Annotated in this window: 12 protein-coding genes and 2 pseudogenes; 8 read left to right on the top strand and 6 right to left on the bottom strand. The window is 72.1% G+C overall.

The genetic code is table 11. From position 1 onward, the window contains the following. Positions 1-33 precede the first annotated feature (33 nt). The 5 genes and pseudogenes from OHT61_RS27440 to OHT61_RS27460 form a co-directional block, all read right to left on the bottom strand. Positions 34-688 (bottom strand): annotated as a pseudogene (locus OHT61_RS27440) (YceI family protein). A 278-nt stretch (positions 689-966) separates the two neighbouring features. After that, on the bottom strand, positions 967-1,824 hold the full coding sequence (locus OHT61_RS27445; protein WP_329041887.1) for a helix-turn-helix domain-containing protein: 858 nt from the start codon (positions 1,822-1,824) through the stop codon (positions 967-969). After that, positions 1,821-2,618 carry a peptidoglycan-binding protein gene (locus OHT61_RS27450; RefSeq protein WP_329041889.1) on the bottom strand — a complete coding sequence of 266 codons (798 nt, stop codon included), beginning with the start codon at positions 2,616-2,618 and terminating at the stop codon, positions 1,821-1,823. Before OHT61_RS27450 ends, OHT61_RS27445 begins: the two co-directional genes overlap by 4 nt. A gap of 168 nt (positions 2,619-2,786) precedes the next feature. After that, the gene (locus OHT61_RS27455) at positions 2,787-3,365 is read right to left on the bottom strand and encodes an NmrA family NAD(P)-binding protein (RefSeq protein ID WP_329041890.1); all 579 of its coding nucleotides are present in this window, start codon (positions 3,363-3,365) and stop codon (positions 2,787-2,789) included. 299 nt (positions 3,366-3,664) lie between these two features. Beyond that, positions 3,665-3,841 (bottom strand): hypothetical protein, encoded by a 177-nt coding sequence (locus tag OHT61_RS27460; protein WP_329041891.1) that lies wholly within the window; start codon positions 3,839-3,841, stop codon positions 3,665-3,667. 408 nt (positions 3,842-4,249) lie between these two features. Between OHT61_RS27460 and OHT61_RS27465 the strand changes: the two genes are divergently transcribed. The 8 genes and pseudogenes from OHT61_RS27465 (at position 4,250) to OHT61_RS27500 (ending at position 15,900) form a co-directional block, all read left to right on the top strand. Further along, positions 4,250-5,545 (top strand): cytochrome P450, encoded by a 1,296-nt coding sequence (locus tag OHT61_RS27465; RefSeq protein ID WP_329041893.1) that lies wholly within the window; start codon positions 4,250-4,252, stop codon positions 5,543-5,545. Further along, positions 5,542-6,765: a cytochrome P450 family protein gene (locus OHT61_RS27470; RefSeq protein WP_329041894.1), complete on the top strand. Its 1,224-nt coding sequence runs from the start codon at positions 5,542-5,544 to the stop codon at positions 6,763-6,765. The genes OHT61_RS27465 and OHT61_RS27470 overlap by 4 nt, the downstream gene beginning before the upstream one ends. Positions 6,766-7,204: 439 nt before the next feature. Beyond that, positions 7,205-8,209 (top strand): annotated as a pseudogene (locus OHT61_RS27475) (LacI family DNA-binding transcriptional regulator); the annotation flags it as partial. A gap of 402 nt (positions 8,210-8,611) precedes the next feature. Continuing rightward, positions 8,612-10,144, top strand: coding sequence for an aldehyde dehydrogenase family protein (locus OHT61_RS27480; RefSeq protein ID WP_329041896.1), 1,533 nt, complete (start codon positions 8,612-8,614; stop codon positions 10,142-10,144). 144 nt (positions 10,145-10,288) lie between these two features. Next, positions 10,289-11,860 (top strand): GMC family oxidoreductase, encoded by a 1,572-nt coding sequence (locus tag OHT61_RS27485; protein WP_329041898.1) that lies wholly within the window; start codon positions 10,289-10,291, stop codon positions 11,858-11,860. Further along, positions 11,857-12,933 carry a quaternary amine ABC transporter ATP-binding protein gene (locus tag OHT61_RS27490; RefSeq protein ID WP_329041899.1) on the top strand — a complete coding sequence of 359 codons (1,077 nt, stop codon included), beginning with the start codon at positions 11,857-11,859 and terminating at the stop codon, positions 12,931-12,933. The genes OHT61_RS27485 and OHT61_RS27490 overlap by 4 nt, the downstream gene beginning before the upstream one ends. Beyond that, the gene (locus tag OHT61_RS27495; RefSeq protein WP_329041900.1) at positions 12,933-14,915 is read left to right on the top strand and encodes an ABC transporter permease; all 1,983 of its coding nucleotides are present in this window, start codon (positions 12,933-12,935) and stop codon (positions 14,913-14,915) included. Before OHT61_RS27490 ends, OHT61_RS27495 begins: the two co-directional genes overlap by 1 nt. Position 14,916: 1 nt before the next feature. Next, a complete protein-coding gene (locus OHT61_RS27500; protein WP_329041901.1) occupies positions 14,917-15,900 on the top strand; it encodes an ABC transporter substrate-binding protein in 984 nt (327 codons plus the stop codon). A gap of 497 nt (positions 15,901-16,397) precedes the next feature. On the opposite strand, the gene OHT61_RS27505 is transcribed toward OHT61_RS27500, so the two are convergent. Further along, positions 16,398-17,591 (bottom strand): low temperature requirement protein A, encoded by a 1,194-nt coding sequence (locus OHT61_RS27505; RefSeq protein ID WP_329041902.1) that lies wholly within the window; start codon positions 17,589-17,591, stop codon positions 16,398-16,400. Positions 17,592-17,622: the final 31 nt, after the last annotated feature.

Consider the following 17,622-nt stretch of genomic DNA (forward strand, 5'->3'; position numbering starts at 1 on the left):
GGTCCGAGCGCGCGCCCGCCCGGCCCGGGCCGGTCAGGCGGGCGACGGGGTGCGAATCGCGGCGATGTCGAACTGCAGCCGGAGCCTCTCGCTCACCATCGCGCCGCCCTCCGCCAGCCTGGCGTTGTACGTCAGACCCCAGTCGGACCGGTTGATGGTGGTCGTCCCGTCGAACCCGACGCGCTCGTAGCCGAACGGGTCGGTGACGTACGATGTAGGTGAGGTCCAGGACCACGGGACGGCTCGTGCTCCTGATCGTCAGCTCGCCGGTCATACGGTAGACGTCCTTGCCGATGAGCTGCACGGCGCTGCTGGCGAAGGTCATGCGGGGGTGCCGTGCGGAATCCAGGAAGTCACGGCCCGTCAGATGTGCGTCGCGCTGCTCGACACCCGTGTCGACACTCGCCGTCGACACCGAGATGCGGGCGAATGAGCGGGCCGGGTCGCGCCCGTCGAAGTAGAGGCGGCTCTCGTACTGCGGGAAGGAGCCGCGGACCGTGGTCACCATGGCATGCCGTACCGAGAAGCCGATCCTGCTGTGCGCCGGGTCGATCATCCACTCTCCGGTCAGCGCCGCAAGGGCGGGATCCGGCAGGACGGCCCCACCGGCGGCCGCGAGTCCGGCGGACGGCTCCTCGACGGTGGTCTCCGGACGTCGGAGCAAGGAGCTGCGGCTGAAGAGGTTCATGACCCACTTAGTTACCGGCGGCCGAGAAGCGCTCGCAAGCCCCGCCCGGCAGACCCGAACATCGCGAAGCGAACCTTCACAAGATGGTGTCGGTGCGACGCGATGGCGCGGAACGGTGGGCCGGCCGTCACGGGGGCCGCCCGCGGAGCCGCACCTTCACGCACGCGCACCGGTCCGTCCCGGCCGCGGTGACGGCCCTCGGAAGCGGGCGGGCGCCCTCGCCCGCACCGGTGACCGCAACGCACCGGCGCGTTCCCAAGGGCTCGACGCTACCGAGGTCACCGCGGCCGGGCCGTGGTGGTGGTCTCGCCGACGCGGGCCTCGACGCACTCCCGTTCGCCGTCGGCCGGCGCCGGCCGGAAGCAGACCCGGACGGTGCTCCCGGCACGCACTTCGGTCATCTCGGTATAGACGAAGTCGGCGGCGTCGTCCTTGGTCCTGATGAGCACGCTGTGGGTCGGGCCCCCCGCCGTGACGTCCACCCGGTCGCCGATCTCGGTCCCCCAGGCCCGGGCCCAGCTCGCACCGCACTTCTTGCTGTGGCGCAGCTCGATGTGGGCGCCGGTGGCCGTGCGGTGCGAGGCGAGGGTGTCGGGGCCGATGCCGCAGATCAGGCGCATCGGATCCCGGCCCTCGCATGCGGCGCCGTGGCACTGGGGAGCGAGGGAGAACGGCACGGACACCGGTCGCGGCCCGGTCTCCCGGGCATCCGAGTCCGGCAGCAGGAGAAACAGCAGGACGGCGACACCACCGACGATCACGGTGTACGCGACCGCCAGCACCGTCAGGATCCTGCCCCCGCCGAGCCGCCGCCCGGTCCCGGTGGGTGGGGGCGGCTCCTGAGGATCCGGCCGAGACGACTTGTCCGAGGGAGAGGCGGGGGCGGGGGCCACCGCGCGTCCGCTCCAGTGCGACTCGGTGATCTCCCACAGGGCCAGCAGCCGCCCGTCCGGCTCGTTCGCGAGCCGGCACAGCTCACGTACGGCCTGACGAGGAGGCAGGGCCTTGCCGTTGAGGTATCGCTCCCACGAGGACTTGCTGTACGGCGTTCGCTCCCCCAGCGCCGCCAGACTCAGCCCCGCACCGGCCCGCAGCTCCCGCAGCGCCGCGAACAGCCGGGTGTGTTCCGCGGTCACTTGGGCGTCGCCTTCCGTAAGGCCCGCCAGGTGGGCGGGTCGATGACTCCGTTGACGATCAGCCCGTTCCGCTTCTGCAGGTACTCGACCGCTCGCCGCGTCTTCGGACCGAAGATGCCGTCGATCTCACCTGGTGCGGCACCCGACCGGCGCAGCAGGCACTGCGCCTCGGCGACTTCGAGCCCCACCTGGGTGTTGGACAGGAGGACGTCCGTTGCCGGGCTCAGGCTCGCGTGCCAGCGGCCGTCCCGCTGCGCCGGCCGACAGGTGTAGATGACCGGCACCAGGGACGCCGACACGGTGGCCGGGGCCGTCGCGACGGCATCGCCGCGGTCGTGCGCGAGCTCGGCACGGGCCTCGGTGAGCCGCACGGCCAGCAGGAGTGCCGCCGACACGGACAGCGCCGTGACCACGGCACCCGCCGTGACCGCGGCGCGCAGGTGGCGCCGGTGCGGATGCCGCGCCGTGGGGGCGGGTTCCGGTGCCGCGGACCGGTCCTCGGGGGTGCCGGCGGTGACCACCCCTCCCTCCGCCCAGCGTTGGGCGGCGATCTCGTGCATGACCAGCAGCCGGGCCGGATCGTCACCCTCGAGGCGGGCCAGCACCTCGACGGCTTCCCGGGGCGGCAGAGACCTGCCGTTCAGATACCGCTGCCACGACTTCGCGCTGTACCCGGTCTTCGCGGCCAGTTGCCGTGTGCTCAGTTCGTTGTGGTCCTTCAGCCTGCGCAGTCGCACGATCAGTTGGTGGACGTGTGGATGCAGGTCTGCGGGCAGTACCTTCCAGCGCGACACACTTCCCCCACTCGCGAACGGGACCGCAGGCCCGGCCCTCCGTGTCCCGCCCCTATTCTGCACCAGCTGCCACGGTCCCTGAGGTGAACCGGTTCTGACACTTCATCAGTCATCGGCGCTCACGCCGCAGTTTCGCCACAGGGACCCGGATGCCGGCATCCCCGCAGGTCAGTGCGACGGTCGATGGGCCGGGTCGGCTCCCAGCAGCACCGGCCAGTTCTGGTCGGCCGCCCAGTCGCCGAAGCGGTGCCAGCCGACCTCCGGGTAGTCGCGGCGCAGCCCGGCGACGTCGACATCGAGTCCGGAGCCGGCGAAGTACGCGAACATGGCGGCCAGATCGGCCGAGTGCTTGCGTACGTACGCCAGTGGGACCTCGTGGTGCGAGGTCGGGCGGCCGGTGGCCGAGGCGAGAGTCTGCGCGATCTGTGCCGGGGTGAGTTCGTCGGAGGCCAGGTCGATGCGGCGGCCGTTGAATTCCTCCCTGCGGTCGAGGACCAGTGCGGCGAACGCGCCGATGTCCTGTGCGGCGATGAGGGCCAGGGGGCGGTCAGCGGGCATGGGCCATGCGAAGGTGCCCTCGCGCAGGCCGTCGAGGGTCCATCCGGTGGCGTAGTTGTCCATGAAAGCCGCGGGGGCGATCACTGTCCAGGGGCCCGGGTCGCCGCCGTGTGGGACGACCTCGGCGCCGGCCGGCGGGTGCTGCTCGAAGGGCACTCCGACGACGAACTCGACGTCATCACCCGCCATGTGCGCCGGGCGCGCGACCTCAGTCAGGCCCAGATGGAACTTCTGCGTGCGCGGCCCAGGCCGGAGTGAGTGCGTGTGCGGCGGTGGTGGGCCTCAGGGTCCGGGCGGGGCGGACCGCTCGTCCGGGCATTCCCTTGTCGGGGCCGGGGCCGGGGCCGGGGCCGTGTGGCCCGCGTGCGGCGATCCTCCACCGGTCATCGCCCCGCTCGTAGTTCCCGGCCGACGTGGTGCGCAGGGCCGTCCGGCCCGTGGAGCGGCCTATCGGCGTTGCGTTGCGCGGCGTCAGGGGGCGTCGCCGCTCACGACTCGGTCTCGGCGGACGCGCCGGGATGCGCCTTCCGGCCGTGGTTGCGGATGCTGGCCGGAGCGCCGACGTATGTGCACGAGGGGCACTCGGCCCATGCGCCGACCGTGACCGCCCGGGTGGTGACGGAGTGGCCGGGCCCGTAGCCGTGCCCGTGCAGCAACTGGGCCACTGAGGCCCCGTATTCAGCTGCCAGGAGAGCGGCTTCGGCCACCTTGTCGTGGCCTGGAGCGGAGAAGGATCCGGTTCCGACCCTGGTGCTGCAGCCGCACCAGCAGGTGCCCGTCGCGGTGAGGGGGGAAGGGGCTTCGAGGTCATGGACACAAGTCAAGTCAGGGGCGCCTGCGCTCCTGGGCGTTTGCGGAATCTGCCGGATCACGGCGTCGCGGGCGGGCGGTGCGTGGGGGACTCGCGTAGGCGTGCGGCACCAAGCTTTCCGAGCGCGTGGTCGACGTTGTGAACGTCCACGCCCGGTCGATGTCACGATCCGTGCCCATGGCCTCACGCAAACTCCCTATAGTGGTGCCGCGTTGATCGTCTGGCCCCCAACGCGCGATGCCGTCTTCGAGGAGTCCGTACGATGACGAACCCGCTCTTATCCGGCGTGCCCGCGTCCGCCGGAGGCTGCCCCGCGCACGCCGCGACCGCCCCCGTTCCCCTCGGCGGAACCGGGTTCGACATCGAACCGCAGGCTCTGTACCGGAGCGTGCGCCACTCGCACGGGCCCGTCGTGCCCGTCGAGCTCCCCGGCGGTCTCCCGGCCTGGCTGGTCGTCGGATACCACGAGCTCCATCAGGTGGCCAGTGACGGCGAGCTCTTCCCGAGGGACGCCGGCCTGTGGAACCAGTGGGAGCACGTGCCCGAGGACTGGCCCCTGCTTCCCATGATCGGCCGCCCCGTGCCGTCCATCCGCTTCACCGCGGGCGCCGAGCACCGGCGCCACTCCGCGATGGTGGTGCCCGCGCTGGAAGCCGTCGATCCGTTCGAGATCCGCGGCCACTGCGAGCGGCTGGCCGACCGGCTCGTGGACTCCGTGTGCGCCCGGGGCACGGCGGATCTCGTCGGCGAGTTCGCCGAGCCCCTCCCCGTGATGGTGCTCTCCCGCCTCGTCGGCTTCCCGGACGCGGAGGCGGCGGCCATCGCGCGCGCCCTGAAGGACGTCGCCGACGGCGGTCCTCGGGCCCAGGAGGCGTACAGCCGCTTCGGCGACTTCATGCGACGGCTGGTCGCGGTCAAGCGGATCCTGCCCGGTGACGACATCACGTCCCGGATGCTCGCCCACCCGGAGCCCTTCACCGACGAGGAGTACGCGCTCGACCTGATGGCCGTCACCGCGGCCGGCCACCTCACCACGGCCGACTGGATCAGCAACTCGCTGCGGCTGATGCTCACCGAGGACCGGTTCGCCCAGTCCCTCGCCGGGGGGCGGCGCGGTATCGGCGACGCGATGAACGAGGTCCTGTGGGAGGAGAGCCCCACCCAGATCCTCGCCGGGCGGTGGGCGGTCCGCGACACCCGGCTCGGCGGGCGGGACATCCGCGAGGGGGACATGCTCCTGCTCGGCCTGGGCGCAGCCAACACCGACCCGCTGATACGCCAGGACCTCGGCTCCGGCGGGGCCGGTCACCATGCGGGCAACGGTTCGCACCTGGCGTTCGGTCACGGCGAGTACCGCTGCCCGTTCCCCGCCCAGGAGATCGCGGAGACCATCGCCCGTACCGGGATCGAGGTGCTCCTCGACCGGCTTCCCGATCTCGAACCGGCGGTCCCACCACAGGATCTCGTCCGCAGGCCGTCCGTGTTCGTGCGTGGGACGGACGCGCTCCCCGTTCGTTTCTCCCCAGCCGCCGCACACTCGACAGGAGCCCCGCTGTGACATGCCCGTACGAGACGGTGGCCATCGACCCCCTGGTCCGGGACCTCGACGGCGAGACCGAGCGGCTGCGCGAGGCCGCCCCGCTCGCCCGGATCGAGCTGCTCGGGGTGCCCGCCTGGACCGTCACCCGGTACGCCGAAGCCAGGCGCCTCCTGGTCGACCCCCGGCTGGTGAAGGATCTGGACGCGTGGGGTCTCTGGCAGAGCGGCGAGGTCACCCACGCCTGGCCGCTGATCGGCATGATCGACGCGGGGCGTTCCATGTTCACTGTGGACGGGGAGGAGCACCGGCGCCTGCGCACGAAGACCTCGCAGGCGCTCACCCCGCGCCGGCTGGAGGCCGTCCGGCCCGCCATCGAGAAGTTCACCGACGAACTCCTGGACGTACTCGCGGAACAGGGCGCTCACGGAGCCGTCGACCTCAAGGCCGTGTTCGCCCAGCCGCTCCCGATGCGCGTGGTCGGTCTCCTGATGGGCGTGGACGAGGCGCTGCACCCCATGCTGACCCGGCAGTACAAGGCGTTCTTCTCGATGCTCACCCCGCACGAGGAGCGTCTCGCCCTGCTCGCCGAACTCGACGACTTCTACACCGAATTGGTGCGGGAGAAGACCGCGCACCCCACCGACGACCTCACCAGCGCGCTGATCCTCGCCGACGAGGGAGGCGAGCCGCTCACCGAGGAGGAGGTCGTCGGGAACCTCAAGGCCATGGTGGCCGCAGGGCACGAGACGACGATCGGGCTCGTGCTCAACGCCGTACGCGCCCTCCTCGCCCACCCCGACCAGCTGAGGATGGTGCTGGACGGCGAGGTCGCGTGGGAGGCGGTGATCGAGGAGACGCTGCGCTGGGACACGCCCACCACGCACCTGCTGATGCGTTTCGCCACCGAGGACATACAGCTCGGCGAGCAGGTGATAGCCAGGGGGGAGGGAGTGGTGATCTCCTACCGTGCCATCGGACGCGACACCGCCCACCACGGGGACGGCGCCGGCACCTTCGACATCACCAGGCCGATGCCGATACGGCACATGACCTTCGGCCACGGTCCCCACATCTGCCCCGGCGCCGCGCTGTCCCGGGTGGAGGCCGGGATCGCGCTGCCCGCGCTGTTCGGGCGTTTCCCCGGGCTGCGACTCGCGATCCGGGACGACGAGATCCGCAGGCTTCCGGTGATGACGCAGAACGACGTGGAGGCCTTCCCGGTCCTGCTGCACGGGTGACGGGCCGCCGTGCCCCGCCGACGACGTGGCGGCGCCGGACGGACGCTTTTGCCGAACACGACGTCGCGACCCGGCAACCTTCCGGGCCGTGGCGGCGACCAAGGGGTGTCCGTGCGGCCTCACCTGGCCGGGTGAGGCCGCACGGACACCTGGCCGCGCGGAAGGGCCGCCCAGCGCGGCACCGCCGCATCGTGCGAGTCCTCGCGTGCGGGGCCCGGCCTCCTTCCGGCCGGAAGCTTCGGCTCATGGCGGCGAACCGACGCGGGACGGGCTGGACACCTTCGGCGTCCTGAGTCACTGTGAGGCGGCGAAAGCCGTCCTCCGGGGCGGCCCGGCCATCTCGCGAGGTGACCGGACCGGGTGCGAGGCGAGCGATCGAGACCTGCAGAGGCGCTCACCGGCCCCCGTTGCGCTCGCCGTCTGCCGGGGGAGAAGCCGCATGGTCACGCTTGCCGAGGTCGCCCAGCACGCCGGAGTCTCGGCGAGCACGGTGAGCTATGTCCTCAGCGGGAAACGGCCGATCTCCGCCGCCACCCGGGAGCGCGTGCGGGACAGCATCCAGCAGTTGGGCTACCACCCCAACGCCGGCGCGCGGGCACTCGCCAGCAGCAGGTCCAACATCATCGCGCTGATGGTGCCGCTGCGCACCGACATGTACGTGCCGGTCATGATGGAGATCGCCATGGCCGTCGCCACAGGTGCACGCCGGCACGGCTACGACGTCCTGCTCCTCACCGGGGAGGAGGGCCCCGCGGCCGTCCGGCGCATCGCGGGGAGTTCCCTGGCCGACGCGATGATCCTCATGGACGTCGAGCTGCGGGACGAACGGCTGCCGCTGCTCCGCGAATCGGGCCGGACCGCGGTCCTCATCGGGCTGCCCGCCGACGCCTCGGGGCTGACCTGCGTCGACCTGGACTTCGAGGCCACGGGAGCGCTCTGTGTGGACCACCTCGCGGGCCTCGGCCACCGCGAGGTCGCGGTGATCGGGGAGGCCCCCGCCGTCTACGAGCGCCACACCGGCTTCGCCGAGCGCACCGTGGACGGCATTCGGGCGCGGGCCCGCGAGACGGGCACCCGCATCCTGCACCGGCCCTGCGAGGGCGGCTACGCGGCGACGGCGGGCACCCTCGCGCGGATCTTCGACGAGCGGCCGGACACGACCGGGTTCATCGTCCAGAACGAGGCGGCCGTCGAGCCCCTGCTCAACCTCCTCCAGCAGCAGGGGCGGGCGGTGCCTGAGGACGTCTCCGTGGTGGGGGTCTGCCCCGATCAGGTGGCCACACAGGCGTCGGTGCGCCTCACCGCCGTCGCCATTCCGGCTCAGGAGATGGGGCGCCGCGCGGTGGAGCAGGTGATGGCCGAACTCGCGGGACGCGAGGAGGACGTGGTCGAACTGCTGGATCCCGTCCTGACGGCCCGCGCGAGCACGGGCCCCGCCCCGGTCCGACGCGACACCCGCCCCGCCACCACGTCGCCGAGCCAGGCGTACGGGCCCCGCCGCTCTCCGGTGAACACGTCGCGGGTCCCGACCCCGACGCGCGACGGGTGCCCGGGCCCCACGTGACGCCGGCCCGCCAGGCCTTCACGGAGAGTGCTCCCGTGTGTACGTCCGCGGGGCGCCGCCCCACGCGGGTACCGAAGGGTCCTGTGCGGGGCCCGGGTACCCCGTCGGCGGGGGGTGTCGGCAGTGAGTCACATCACCCAGGGTGAATTTCTCGGCATACATTCCGCCGGACCGGAGAGGTGTCCGGGCTGCTGGTGTGGCCCCCATCCCGGTCCACCGGCGCGGAACAGTGCTCGGCCGGACCGGTGCGGAGCAACTCAGGCACGGAAGGCAGATCGCTACATGTCGGCTCACCTCTCGTCGGCCAGTCCGGCGGCGGCACCGGAGACCATCCACATCGACGGAACCTGGCGCGCCGCCGTCTCCGGCGCCACGCGCGAGATCCTGGACCCCGCCGACGCCACCGTCCTGACCCTCGTCTCCGAGGGCGGCGCCGATGACACCGACGCCGCGGTGGCAGCCGCGCGCCGCGCCTTCGACGACGGCCCCTGGCCCCACCGGCCCGTGGCCGAGCGGGCCGGACTCCTGCGCCGTGTCGCGGACCTCCTCCAGCGGGACCGCGAGGAGATCGCGATCACCGAGAGCCGTGACACGGGCAAGACCCTGGAGGAGGGCCGCGTCGACGTCGACGACGTGACCAACGCCTTCCGCTACTTCGCCGACCTCGTCATGAACGAGAGCGGCGGCAGGGTCGTCGACGCGGGCGACCCCGATGTGCACAGCGTCGTCGTGCACGAACCGGTCGGCGTCTGCGCCCTGATCGCCCCGTGGAACTACCCGCTGCTCCAGGCCAGCTGGAAGATCGCCCCGGCCCTCGCCGCCGGCAACACGTTCGTGCTCAAGCCCAGCGAGGTGACCCCGCTCTCCACCGTCCACCTGATCCGGCTGCTCGCGGAGGCCGGGCTCCCCGCCGGGGCCGCCAACCTCGTCACCGGCGCGGGCGACCCCGTCGGCGCCAGGCTGTCCGAGCACCCGGACGTCGACATGGTCTCCTTCACCGGCGGTCTCGCCAGCGGTACGAAGGTGGCGCAAGCGGCCGCGCCCACCGTCAAGAAGGTCGCGCTGGAGCTGGGCGGCAAGAACCCCAACGTCGTCTTCGCCGACGCCTGCGCCACCGAGAGCGGCTTCGACACCGCGGTCGACCAGGCGCTCAACGCCGCGTTCTTCCACAGCGGCCAGGTCTGCTCCGCCGGTGCCCGGCTGATCATCGAGGAGTCCGTCCGGGACCGCTTCGTCACCGAACTCGCCCGTCGCGCCGACGCGATCCGGCTGGGCCGGGGCACCGTGGAGGGCGTCGAGTGCGGCCCGCTGGTCTCCGCGCAGCAACTCGCCAAGGTGGAGGCCTACGTGGCGTCCGCCCGTGAGGAGGGTGCGGTCGTCCGTTCCGGCGGTGCGCGCCCGGAACCCTCGGACATCCGGCCCGCCGGCGGCTACTTCTACCGTCCGACGGTCCTGGACGGCTGCCACCGCGGGATGAGGGTGGTCCGTGAGGAGACCTTCGGCCCGATCCTCACCGTCGAGACCTTCCGTACCGAGGAAGAAGCCATCACTCTGGCGAACGACACCGACTACGGTCTCGCCGGCGCCGTCTGGACCACCGACGCGGGCCGCGCCCGGCGCGTCGCCGGCCGGCTGCGGCACGGCACCGTCTGGATCAACGACTACCACCCCTACCTCCCGCAGGCCGAGTGGGGCGGATTCGGCAAGTCCGGCACCGGCCGCGAACTCGGCCCCACCGGACTCGCCGAGTACCGCGAGGCCAAGCACATCTACCAGAACCTCAACCCGCGCCCCCAGCGCTGGTTCGCCGGCTGAGCGCACCGCCCCCGCCCGGCAGGCCACGACGTGGCAGGCCCGCGCGTGGCCCCCGCCGGCCTTCGGCCCGAACGCATCTCCCCCCACCCGCCCGGCTGTTCGCAGCACCACGCACGCGTCAGCACCTTGCAGAAGGAGCAACCGATGCCACCGTCCCCCAGCACCGCACGCCCCGGACCCGTCGACTACGTGATCGTCGGAGGAGGCACCGCAGGATCGGTCATCGCCTCCCGGCTGACCGAGGACCCCGGCGTCACCGTCACCGTGATCGAGGGCGGGCCGACGGACATCGACCGCGAGGACGTCCTCACGCTCCGCCGCTGGCTCGGCCTGCTCGGCGGGGACCTCGACTACGACTACCCCACCACCGAGCAGCCACGCGGCAACTCCCACATCCGGCACAGCAGGGCCCGGGTCCTGGGAGGCTGCTCCTCGCACAACACGCTGATCAGCTTCAAGCCGCTGCCCGGCGACTGGGACGAGTGGGCCGAGTCCGGCGCCGAGGGCTGGGACGCGGCGTCCATGGACCCCTACTTCGACCGGCTGCGCAACAACATCGTGCCCGTGGACGAGAAGGACCGGAACGCCATCGCCCGCGACTTCGTCGACGCGGCCCAGGCGGCGGCCGGCGTCCCGCGGGTGGAGGGCTTCAACCGGCAGCCGTTCCACGAGGGTGCGGGCTTCTTCGACCTGGCGTACCACCCGGAGAACAACAAGCGCTCCTCCGCGTCCGTCGCCTACCTCCACCCGCACATCGAGGCCGGCGACCGCCCCAACCTCTCGATCCTGCTGGAGACCTGGGCGTACCGCCTGGAGTTCGACGGCAACCGCGCCACCGGGGTGCACATACGCACCAAGGACGGCGAGGAGCACCTGCTGCGCGCCACGCGCGAGGTCATCGTCTGCGCGGGGGCGGTCGACACGCCCCGGCTGCTCATGCACTCCGGTGTCGGTCCGGCGAAGGACCTGGCCGGGCTCGGGATCCCCGTCGTCCACGACGCGCCGGGCGTCGGCGAGAACCTGCTCGACCACCCCGAGTCGGTCATCGTGTGGGAGACGGACGGCCCCATTCCGGAGAACTCCGCGATGGACTCCGACGCGGGCCTCTTCGTGCGGCGCGACCCCGCGTCCCGGGGCCCCGACCTGATGTTCCACTTCTACCAGATCCCCTTCACCGACAACCCGGAGCGCCTCGGCTACGAGAGGCCCGAGCACGGTGTGTCGATGACCCCGAACATCCCCAAGCCGCGCAGCCGCGGCCGCCTCTACCTCACCAGCGCCGACCCCGAGGTGAAGCCCGCCCTGGACTTCCGCTACTTCACCGACGAGGACGACCACGACGGCCGCACCCTCGTCGACGGGATCAAGCTCGCCCGCGAGATAGCGAAGACCGAGCCGCTCGCCCACTGGCTGAAGCGCGAGGTGTGCCCGGGGCCCGAGGTGACGTCCGACGAGGACATCAGCGAGTACGCCCGCAAGGTCGCGCACACCGTCTACCACCCGGCGGGCACCTGCCGCATGGGGGCCGTGGGCGACCCGGCCGCCGTCGTCGACCCGCAGCTGCGGATCCAGGGGCTGGAGGGCATCCGGATCGCCGACGCGTCCGTCTTCCCGACCATGCCCGCCGTGAACCCCATGATCGGCGTGCTGATGGTGGGCGAGAAGTGCGCCGAACTGCTCCGTGCGACCCCGACCACCGGAGGCGATGTCCGATGACCGAAGCCAGTACCCCTGCGTCCACCGGAGCCGGCACCCCGGTGTTCGGCGTCAAGAACCTCTGGAAGGTCTTCGGCCCCAAGGCCGACCGCATCCCCGGCAGCGAGTACGCCGCCCTGCCGCCCGCCGAACTGCGCGAGCGCACCGGCTGCACCGCCGCCGTGCGCGACGTCTCCTTCGACGTGCAGAAGGGCGAGGTCTTCGTCGTCATGGGCCTGTCGGGCTCCGGCAAGTCCACGCTCGTGCGCTGTCTCACCCGTCTCGTCGAGCCCACCAGCGGCACCCTCGCCATCGACGGTGAGGACGTCCTCGCCATGGACACCACCCGGCTGCGCGAACTGCGCCGCCACCGCGCCGCGATGGTGTTCCAGCACTTCGGTCTGCTGCCGCACCGCACCGTCCTCGACAACGTCGCCTACGGCCTGGAGATCCAGGGTCTCGGCAAGCCGGAGCGGCGCGCCAAGGCCGCCGAACTGGTGGAGAAGGTCGGTCTCGCCGGGCTGGAGGACCGCCGCCCGGCCCAGTTGTCCGGTGGTCAGCAGCAGCGCGTCGGGCTCGCCAGGGCCCTCGCCGTCGACCCGTCCGTGCTGCTCTTCGACGAGCCGTTCAGCGCCCTCGACCCTCTGATCCGCCGCGAGATGCAGGACGAGGTCGTCCGGCTGCACCGCGAGGAGGGCCGCACCATGGTCTTCATCACCCACGACCTCGGCGAGGCGCTCCGGCTGGGCACCCGCATCGCGCTGATGCGGGACGGCGGCATCGTCCAGATCGGGACCCCCGAGGAGATCGTCGGCTCGCCCGCCGACGACTACGTACGCGAGTTCGTCCGTGACGTGCCGCGCGAGCAGGTCCTCACCGTCGCCACCGCCATGCGCCCGCCGGCCGCCGGGGACGCGGACGGCGGTCCGGCCGTACGGCCGGGCGCCACCGTCTCCGAGGCCATCGAGGCCGTCTCGCGCTCGGGCGGCTCCGTCGCCCGGGTGATGGAGGACGGCAGGCTGCTCGGGGTCGTCGACCACGCCTGCCTGCTCGACGTCGTCGCGGGCACGGGAGCCCGTGAGGTGACCGTCTGATGGCCACCGCACAAGCGACCACACGCACCGCCGCCGGCCCGCCGGGCGGCGGCCCGCTCGCCGCCCTGCGCGGCCGGCCGGCGCTCGGGAAGATCCTCCTGCTCATGGTGGTCGCCGCCGTCGCGGTCCCCGTCGTGCACGCCCGCTGGGGCGGCGGTGTCTGGCCCGGCGCCCTCACCGTCGACCTCACCGGGCCCCTGGGCGAGGTCAACGACTGGATCATCGGCAACCGTGACAGCCACCCGCTGTTCCTCTACTTCTTCGGCCACATCAGCAACGCCGTCGTCCTGTCGGTGCGCGGTGTCTACCTGACGCTGCTCGCCCTCGGCTGGGCGGGCGTCACCGCCGTCGCCGCGCTCGTCGCGTGGCGCGTGGCCGGATGGCGTCTCGCGCTGACCGCCGGGGTGTCCTTCCTCGTCTGCGGAGTGCTCGGCATGTGGGTGCCGGCCATGCAGACCCTGGCCCTGATGATCGTCGCGGTGCTGGCCTCCGTGGTACTGGGCCTGGTCCTCGGGCTGGCGGGAGGGCTCTCGGACCGTACGTTCCGCGTCCTGCGCCCCGTGCTGGACACCATGCAGGTGCTGCCCGCCTTCGCCTACCTGCTGCCCGTCGTGCTGGTCTTCGGCATCGGCGTGCCCGGCGCGGTCCTCGCGACCGTCGTCTACGCCGCTCCTCCCATGGCCCGGCTCACCGCGCTCGGGCTGCGCGGCGCCGACGCCGGCGTCATGGAGGCCGTGGCCTCGCTCGGCGCGACCGGCCGGCAGCGCCTGCTGACCGCCCGGCTGCCCCTCGCGCGCAAGGAGCTCCTTCTGGGGCTCAACCAGACCATCATGATGGCGCTCTCCATGGCCGTCATCGCCTCCGTCATCGGTGCCGGCGGCCTCGGCGACAGGGTCTACCAGGCACTGTCCTCGGTCGACGTCGGCGCCGCGCTCGCCGCGGGCATCCCCATCGTGCTGCTGGCCGTCGTGCTGGACCGCACGACGGAGGCGGCCGGCCGGCGGATCGGTGCGGAGCCCACGGGCCCCGCCGCCCTGCGAGGGGCGCGCGGCTGGGGGATCGCCGCCCTGGCGGCCGCCGTCGTGGCCGTCGCGGGCCGCTTCACCGGGGGCCGGATCTGGCCCGACGGCGGTGTCGTCGCCATCGCCGGGCCCGTCAACACGGCGAAGGACTGGATGGTCGACCACCTCTACACCGGCGTGCCCGTCATCGGCGGAACCGCCGACTGGGCCGCGCACTTCACCAGCTGGATCCTCAACCCGCTGCGCGGCGGGCTGCAGGGGCTGCCGTGGTGGTCCGTACTCCTGATCGTCGCCGCGCTCGCCTGGACCATCGGGACCTGGCGCACCGCGCTCACCGCCGTACTGGCCATGGCCGCCATCGGCGTCCTCGGCGTGTGGGACCAGTCGATGGACACCCTCAGCCAGGTCATCGCCGCCGTCGCGGTCACCCTGGTCCTGGGCTTCGCCATCGCCGTCGGCGCCGCACGCAGCCGGCGCTTCGAACGGCTGCTGCGGCCCGTCCTGGACGTCTTCCAGACGATGCCGCAGTTCGTCTACCTCATCCCGGTCGTCGCCCTCTTCGGAGTCGGCCGCGCCCCCGCCGCGGCCGCCGCGGTCGTCTACGCGCTGCCCGCCGTCGTCCGCATCACCACCCAGGGACTGCGGGGCGTCGACCCCGCGGCGATGGAGTGCGCCCGCTCGCTCGGCGCCACCAGTGGCCAGCAGCTCCGGCAGGTGCAGATCCCGCTGGCCAGGCCCGCGTTGCTGCTGGCCGTGAACCAGGGCGTCGTCCTGGTCCTCGCCGTCGTCATCATCGGCGGACTCGTCGGCTCCGGTGCGCTGGGCTACGACGTCGTGTTCGGCCTGGCGCAGGGCGACCTCGCCACCGGTCTCGTCGCGGGCGCCGCCATCGTCTGCCTCGGACTCATGCTGGACCGCGTCACCCAGCCCACCGCACGCCGCCGGCGGAAGGAGAGCTGACATGGCTCGCACCCGTACCCGCGCCCGTCTCCGTACGTCCGCGATCGTCGCGTCCGTTGCCGCCCTGCTGGCCGTCACCGGCTGCGGAGCCGCGGACATGACCAAGCAGGCGAGCCCCTTCGCGGCGCCCGCCGACATCAAGACCGTCACCCTGTCCGTCCAGTCCTGGGTCGGCGCGCAGGCCAACGTCGCCGTCGCGCAGAAGATCCTCCAGGACGAGCTGGGCTACCGCGTCGACCTCGTGCAGACCGACGAGGTGCCCGCCTGGGACGCCCTCAGCCAGGGCCGCGTCGACGCCATCCTGGAGGACTGGGGCCACCCGGACCAGGAGAAGCTGTACGTCCGGGACAAGAAGACCATCGTGCCCGGCGGCGACCTCGGCGTCACCGGCCACATCGGCTGGTACGTCCCCGAGTACTGGGCGGACGAGCACCCGGACGTCACGGACTGGAAGAACCTCGACAAGTACGCCGACGAACTGCGCACCCCGGAGAGCGGCGACAAGGGCCAGCTGATGGACGGTTCGCCGTCCTACGTCACCAACGACAAGGCACTGGTGAAGAACCTCGGGCTCGACTACAAGGTCGTCTTCGCCGGTTCCGAGGCCGCGCAGATCACCCAGATGCAGCAGTTCGCCAAGGAGAAGAAGCCCTTCCTCAGCTACTGGTACCAGCCGCAGTGGCTGTTCAACGAGGTGCCGATGGTCGAGGTGAAGCTGCCGGAGTACTCCGACGCGTGTGCGGCGAAGGCACCTGAGGACATCGACTGCGCCTACCCGAAGACCCCGCTGCAGAAGTACCTGAACGCGGGCTTCGCCAAGCGCGGCGGGGACGCGGCTGCCTTCCTCAAGAAGTTCAGGTGGACCGAGCAGGACCAGAACGAGGTCTCGGAGCTCATCGCCTCCGAGCGCCTGTCGCCCGACGAGGCGGCCGGCCGCTGGATCCAGGACCACCCGGACACCTGGAAGAAGTGGCTCGGACGGTGAGCTGAGTCCGGGAAGCCTCCCGGGCCCGCAGTCGGCCGCCGCGGCATCCCGCGGCGGCCGGCCGCGTTCGGGGCGAGGCGTTTCGGCCGGTGTCCCGGAAGCCGCGGGAGCACCGGCCCCCCGGAGGTATGACGTCGCCCGTAGGGTGAGAGACGCTCAGGCAGGCGGACGACGGCCGAGGGGCCAAGGACGGCGCGTTACCCGATCTCGTTCGACGACGGCTCGACGACCTTCGCCCAGGGGGAGTCGGCAGCTGTGCCTCGCACGCGGTGGTGCGGAAGGCCCGGGAGGCCGGGGTACGGGTGTTCGGCGCCGGACTGGAAAGACAGCGGGCGAGCGTGGTGGCCCCCGACGGGACCGTCGCCGACGGCCCGTTCCCTGGAGACCAAGGCGGTTCTCGGCGGTTCCCGGTCGTCGAAGTGCCCTCACGTGAGAAGCCCTGGAGTGGGCCGCCCGCATCGCCGCCGCGTGCCGCTGCGCACAGGAGGTCCGGGAGATCATGCCCGAGTCGGCCGACTGACGGAGGACCGGCCGCGCGCCGACACGACCAGGGTCGCCGCGACCAGCGCCGCGGTGATGCTGCCGGTCGCCAGTACGGGAGCGGGGGAGAAGGTCGAGGCGAGTACGGCGAGGACCGCGACCGGGTGGACGAGGTCGGTGCGGCTGCGGATCTCCGACGCCCGGTGGTGCAGCAGCCACACCAGCGTGACGAAGACGGCCACCGGGACGGTGAACGCGGCCGATGCGGCGCGGTCCGAGAGATGACCGTGACCGGTGGTGTGCGCGACGTTCAGGGCCAGACCCGCGCCGACGGCCGCCGCCGAGGCGAAGACGAGGTAGTGGCCGTAGCCCCAGAGGAGTGCGGACCTGAGTCCGGTGAGCCGGCGCGGGGCGTTCTGCGCGAAGTAGAGCCACCACAGGGCGAAGACCGTCAGCACTCCGCCGACGACCAGCGTCGCGATGTCGCCGATCGCCGCCTCGTCGTCCAGGGCCGTGCGGACGGCGACGGTCGCCGCCGTGATGGTCTCGCCGAGGACGATCAGCGTGAAGAGGCCGTACCGCTCCGCGATGTGGTGGGGGTGCCAGGTGGTGTTGGCGATGCTCTCCGCCCAGACGGGGACGGCGAGTTCGGCCACGACCAGGACGCCGAAGAGGGGGAGACCCCAGTCGTCGGGCACGGCGAGGCGGGCGATCCAGCCGATCTGCACGATCAGGATGCCGACCGCGTAACGCACGCAGCTGCGCCGCCGTTCGGGGTCGGAGTGGGCCGCCCGCAGCCATTGGGTGACCATGGCCAGCCGCATGACGACGTAGCCCCACGTGATGACGGTGAAGTCCTCGTGTTCCACCGCCTGCGACACGCCCGCGGCGAGGATGAGCGCTCCCGTGATCTGGACCAGGGTGAGCAGCCGGTAGGGCACGTCGTCGGTGTCGTAGGCGGAGGCGAACCAGGTGAAGTTCATCCAGGCCCACCAGATCGCGAAGAACACCGTGGCGAAGCCGAGGATCCCATGGCCGATGTGCCCGCCGGCGAGTTCGTGCTCGAAGGCCCCCGACGCCTGGGCGACGGCGGTGACGAAGCAGAGGTCGAAGAACAACTCGAGGGCGGTCGCGGTGCGGTGCTCCTCGCTGGCGAGACGGGCGACCATCGGCCGGTGCCATGCGTCGGCGGTGGAGTGTGACTGGCTCATGCGTACCCGGTTTCGGCGTGGAGGGCGGTTC

Origin of the sequence: Streptomyces sp. NBC_00178 (genome assembly GCF_036206005.1) — a bacterium.
Taxonomy (GTDB): domain Bacteria; phylum Actinomycetota; class Actinomycetes; order Streptomycetales; family Streptomycetaceae; genus Streptomyces.

Bases quoted from the DNA above. Each gene is read 5' to 3' on its own strand.
- OHT61_RS27455 (WP_329041890.1), bottom strand. From the start codon at position 3,365: ATGGCGGGTGATGACGTCGAGTTCGTCGTCGGAGTGCCCTTCGAGCAG.
- OHT61_RS27505 (WP_329041902.1), bottom strand. From the start codon at position 17,591: ATGAGCCAGTCACACTCCACCGCCGACGCATGGCACCGGCCGATGGTC.
- OHT61_RS27500 (WP_329041901.1), top strand. From the start codon at position 14,917: ATGGCTCGCACCCGTACCCGCGCCCGTCTCCGTACGTCCGCGATCGTC.
- OHT61_RS27490 (WP_329041899.1), top strand. From the start codon at position 11,857: ATGACCGAAGCCAGTACCCCTGCGTCCACCGGAGCCGGCACCCCGGTG.
- OHT61_RS27485 (WP_329041898.1), top strand. From the start codon at position 10,289: ATGCCACCGTCCCCCAGCACCGCACGCCCCGGACCCGTCGACTACGTG.
- OHT61_RS27465 (WP_329041893.1), top strand. From the start codon at position 4,250: ATGACGAACCCGCTCTTATCCGGCGTGCCCGCGTCCGCCGGAGGCTGC.
- OHT61_RS27495 (WP_329041900.1), top strand. From the start codon at position 12,933: ATGGCCACCGCACAAGCGACCACACGCACCGCCGCCGGCCCGCCGGGC.
- OHT61_RS27480 (WP_329041896.1), top strand. From the start codon at position 8,612: ATGTCGGCTCACCTCTCGTCGGCCAGTCCGGCGGCGGCACCGGAGACC.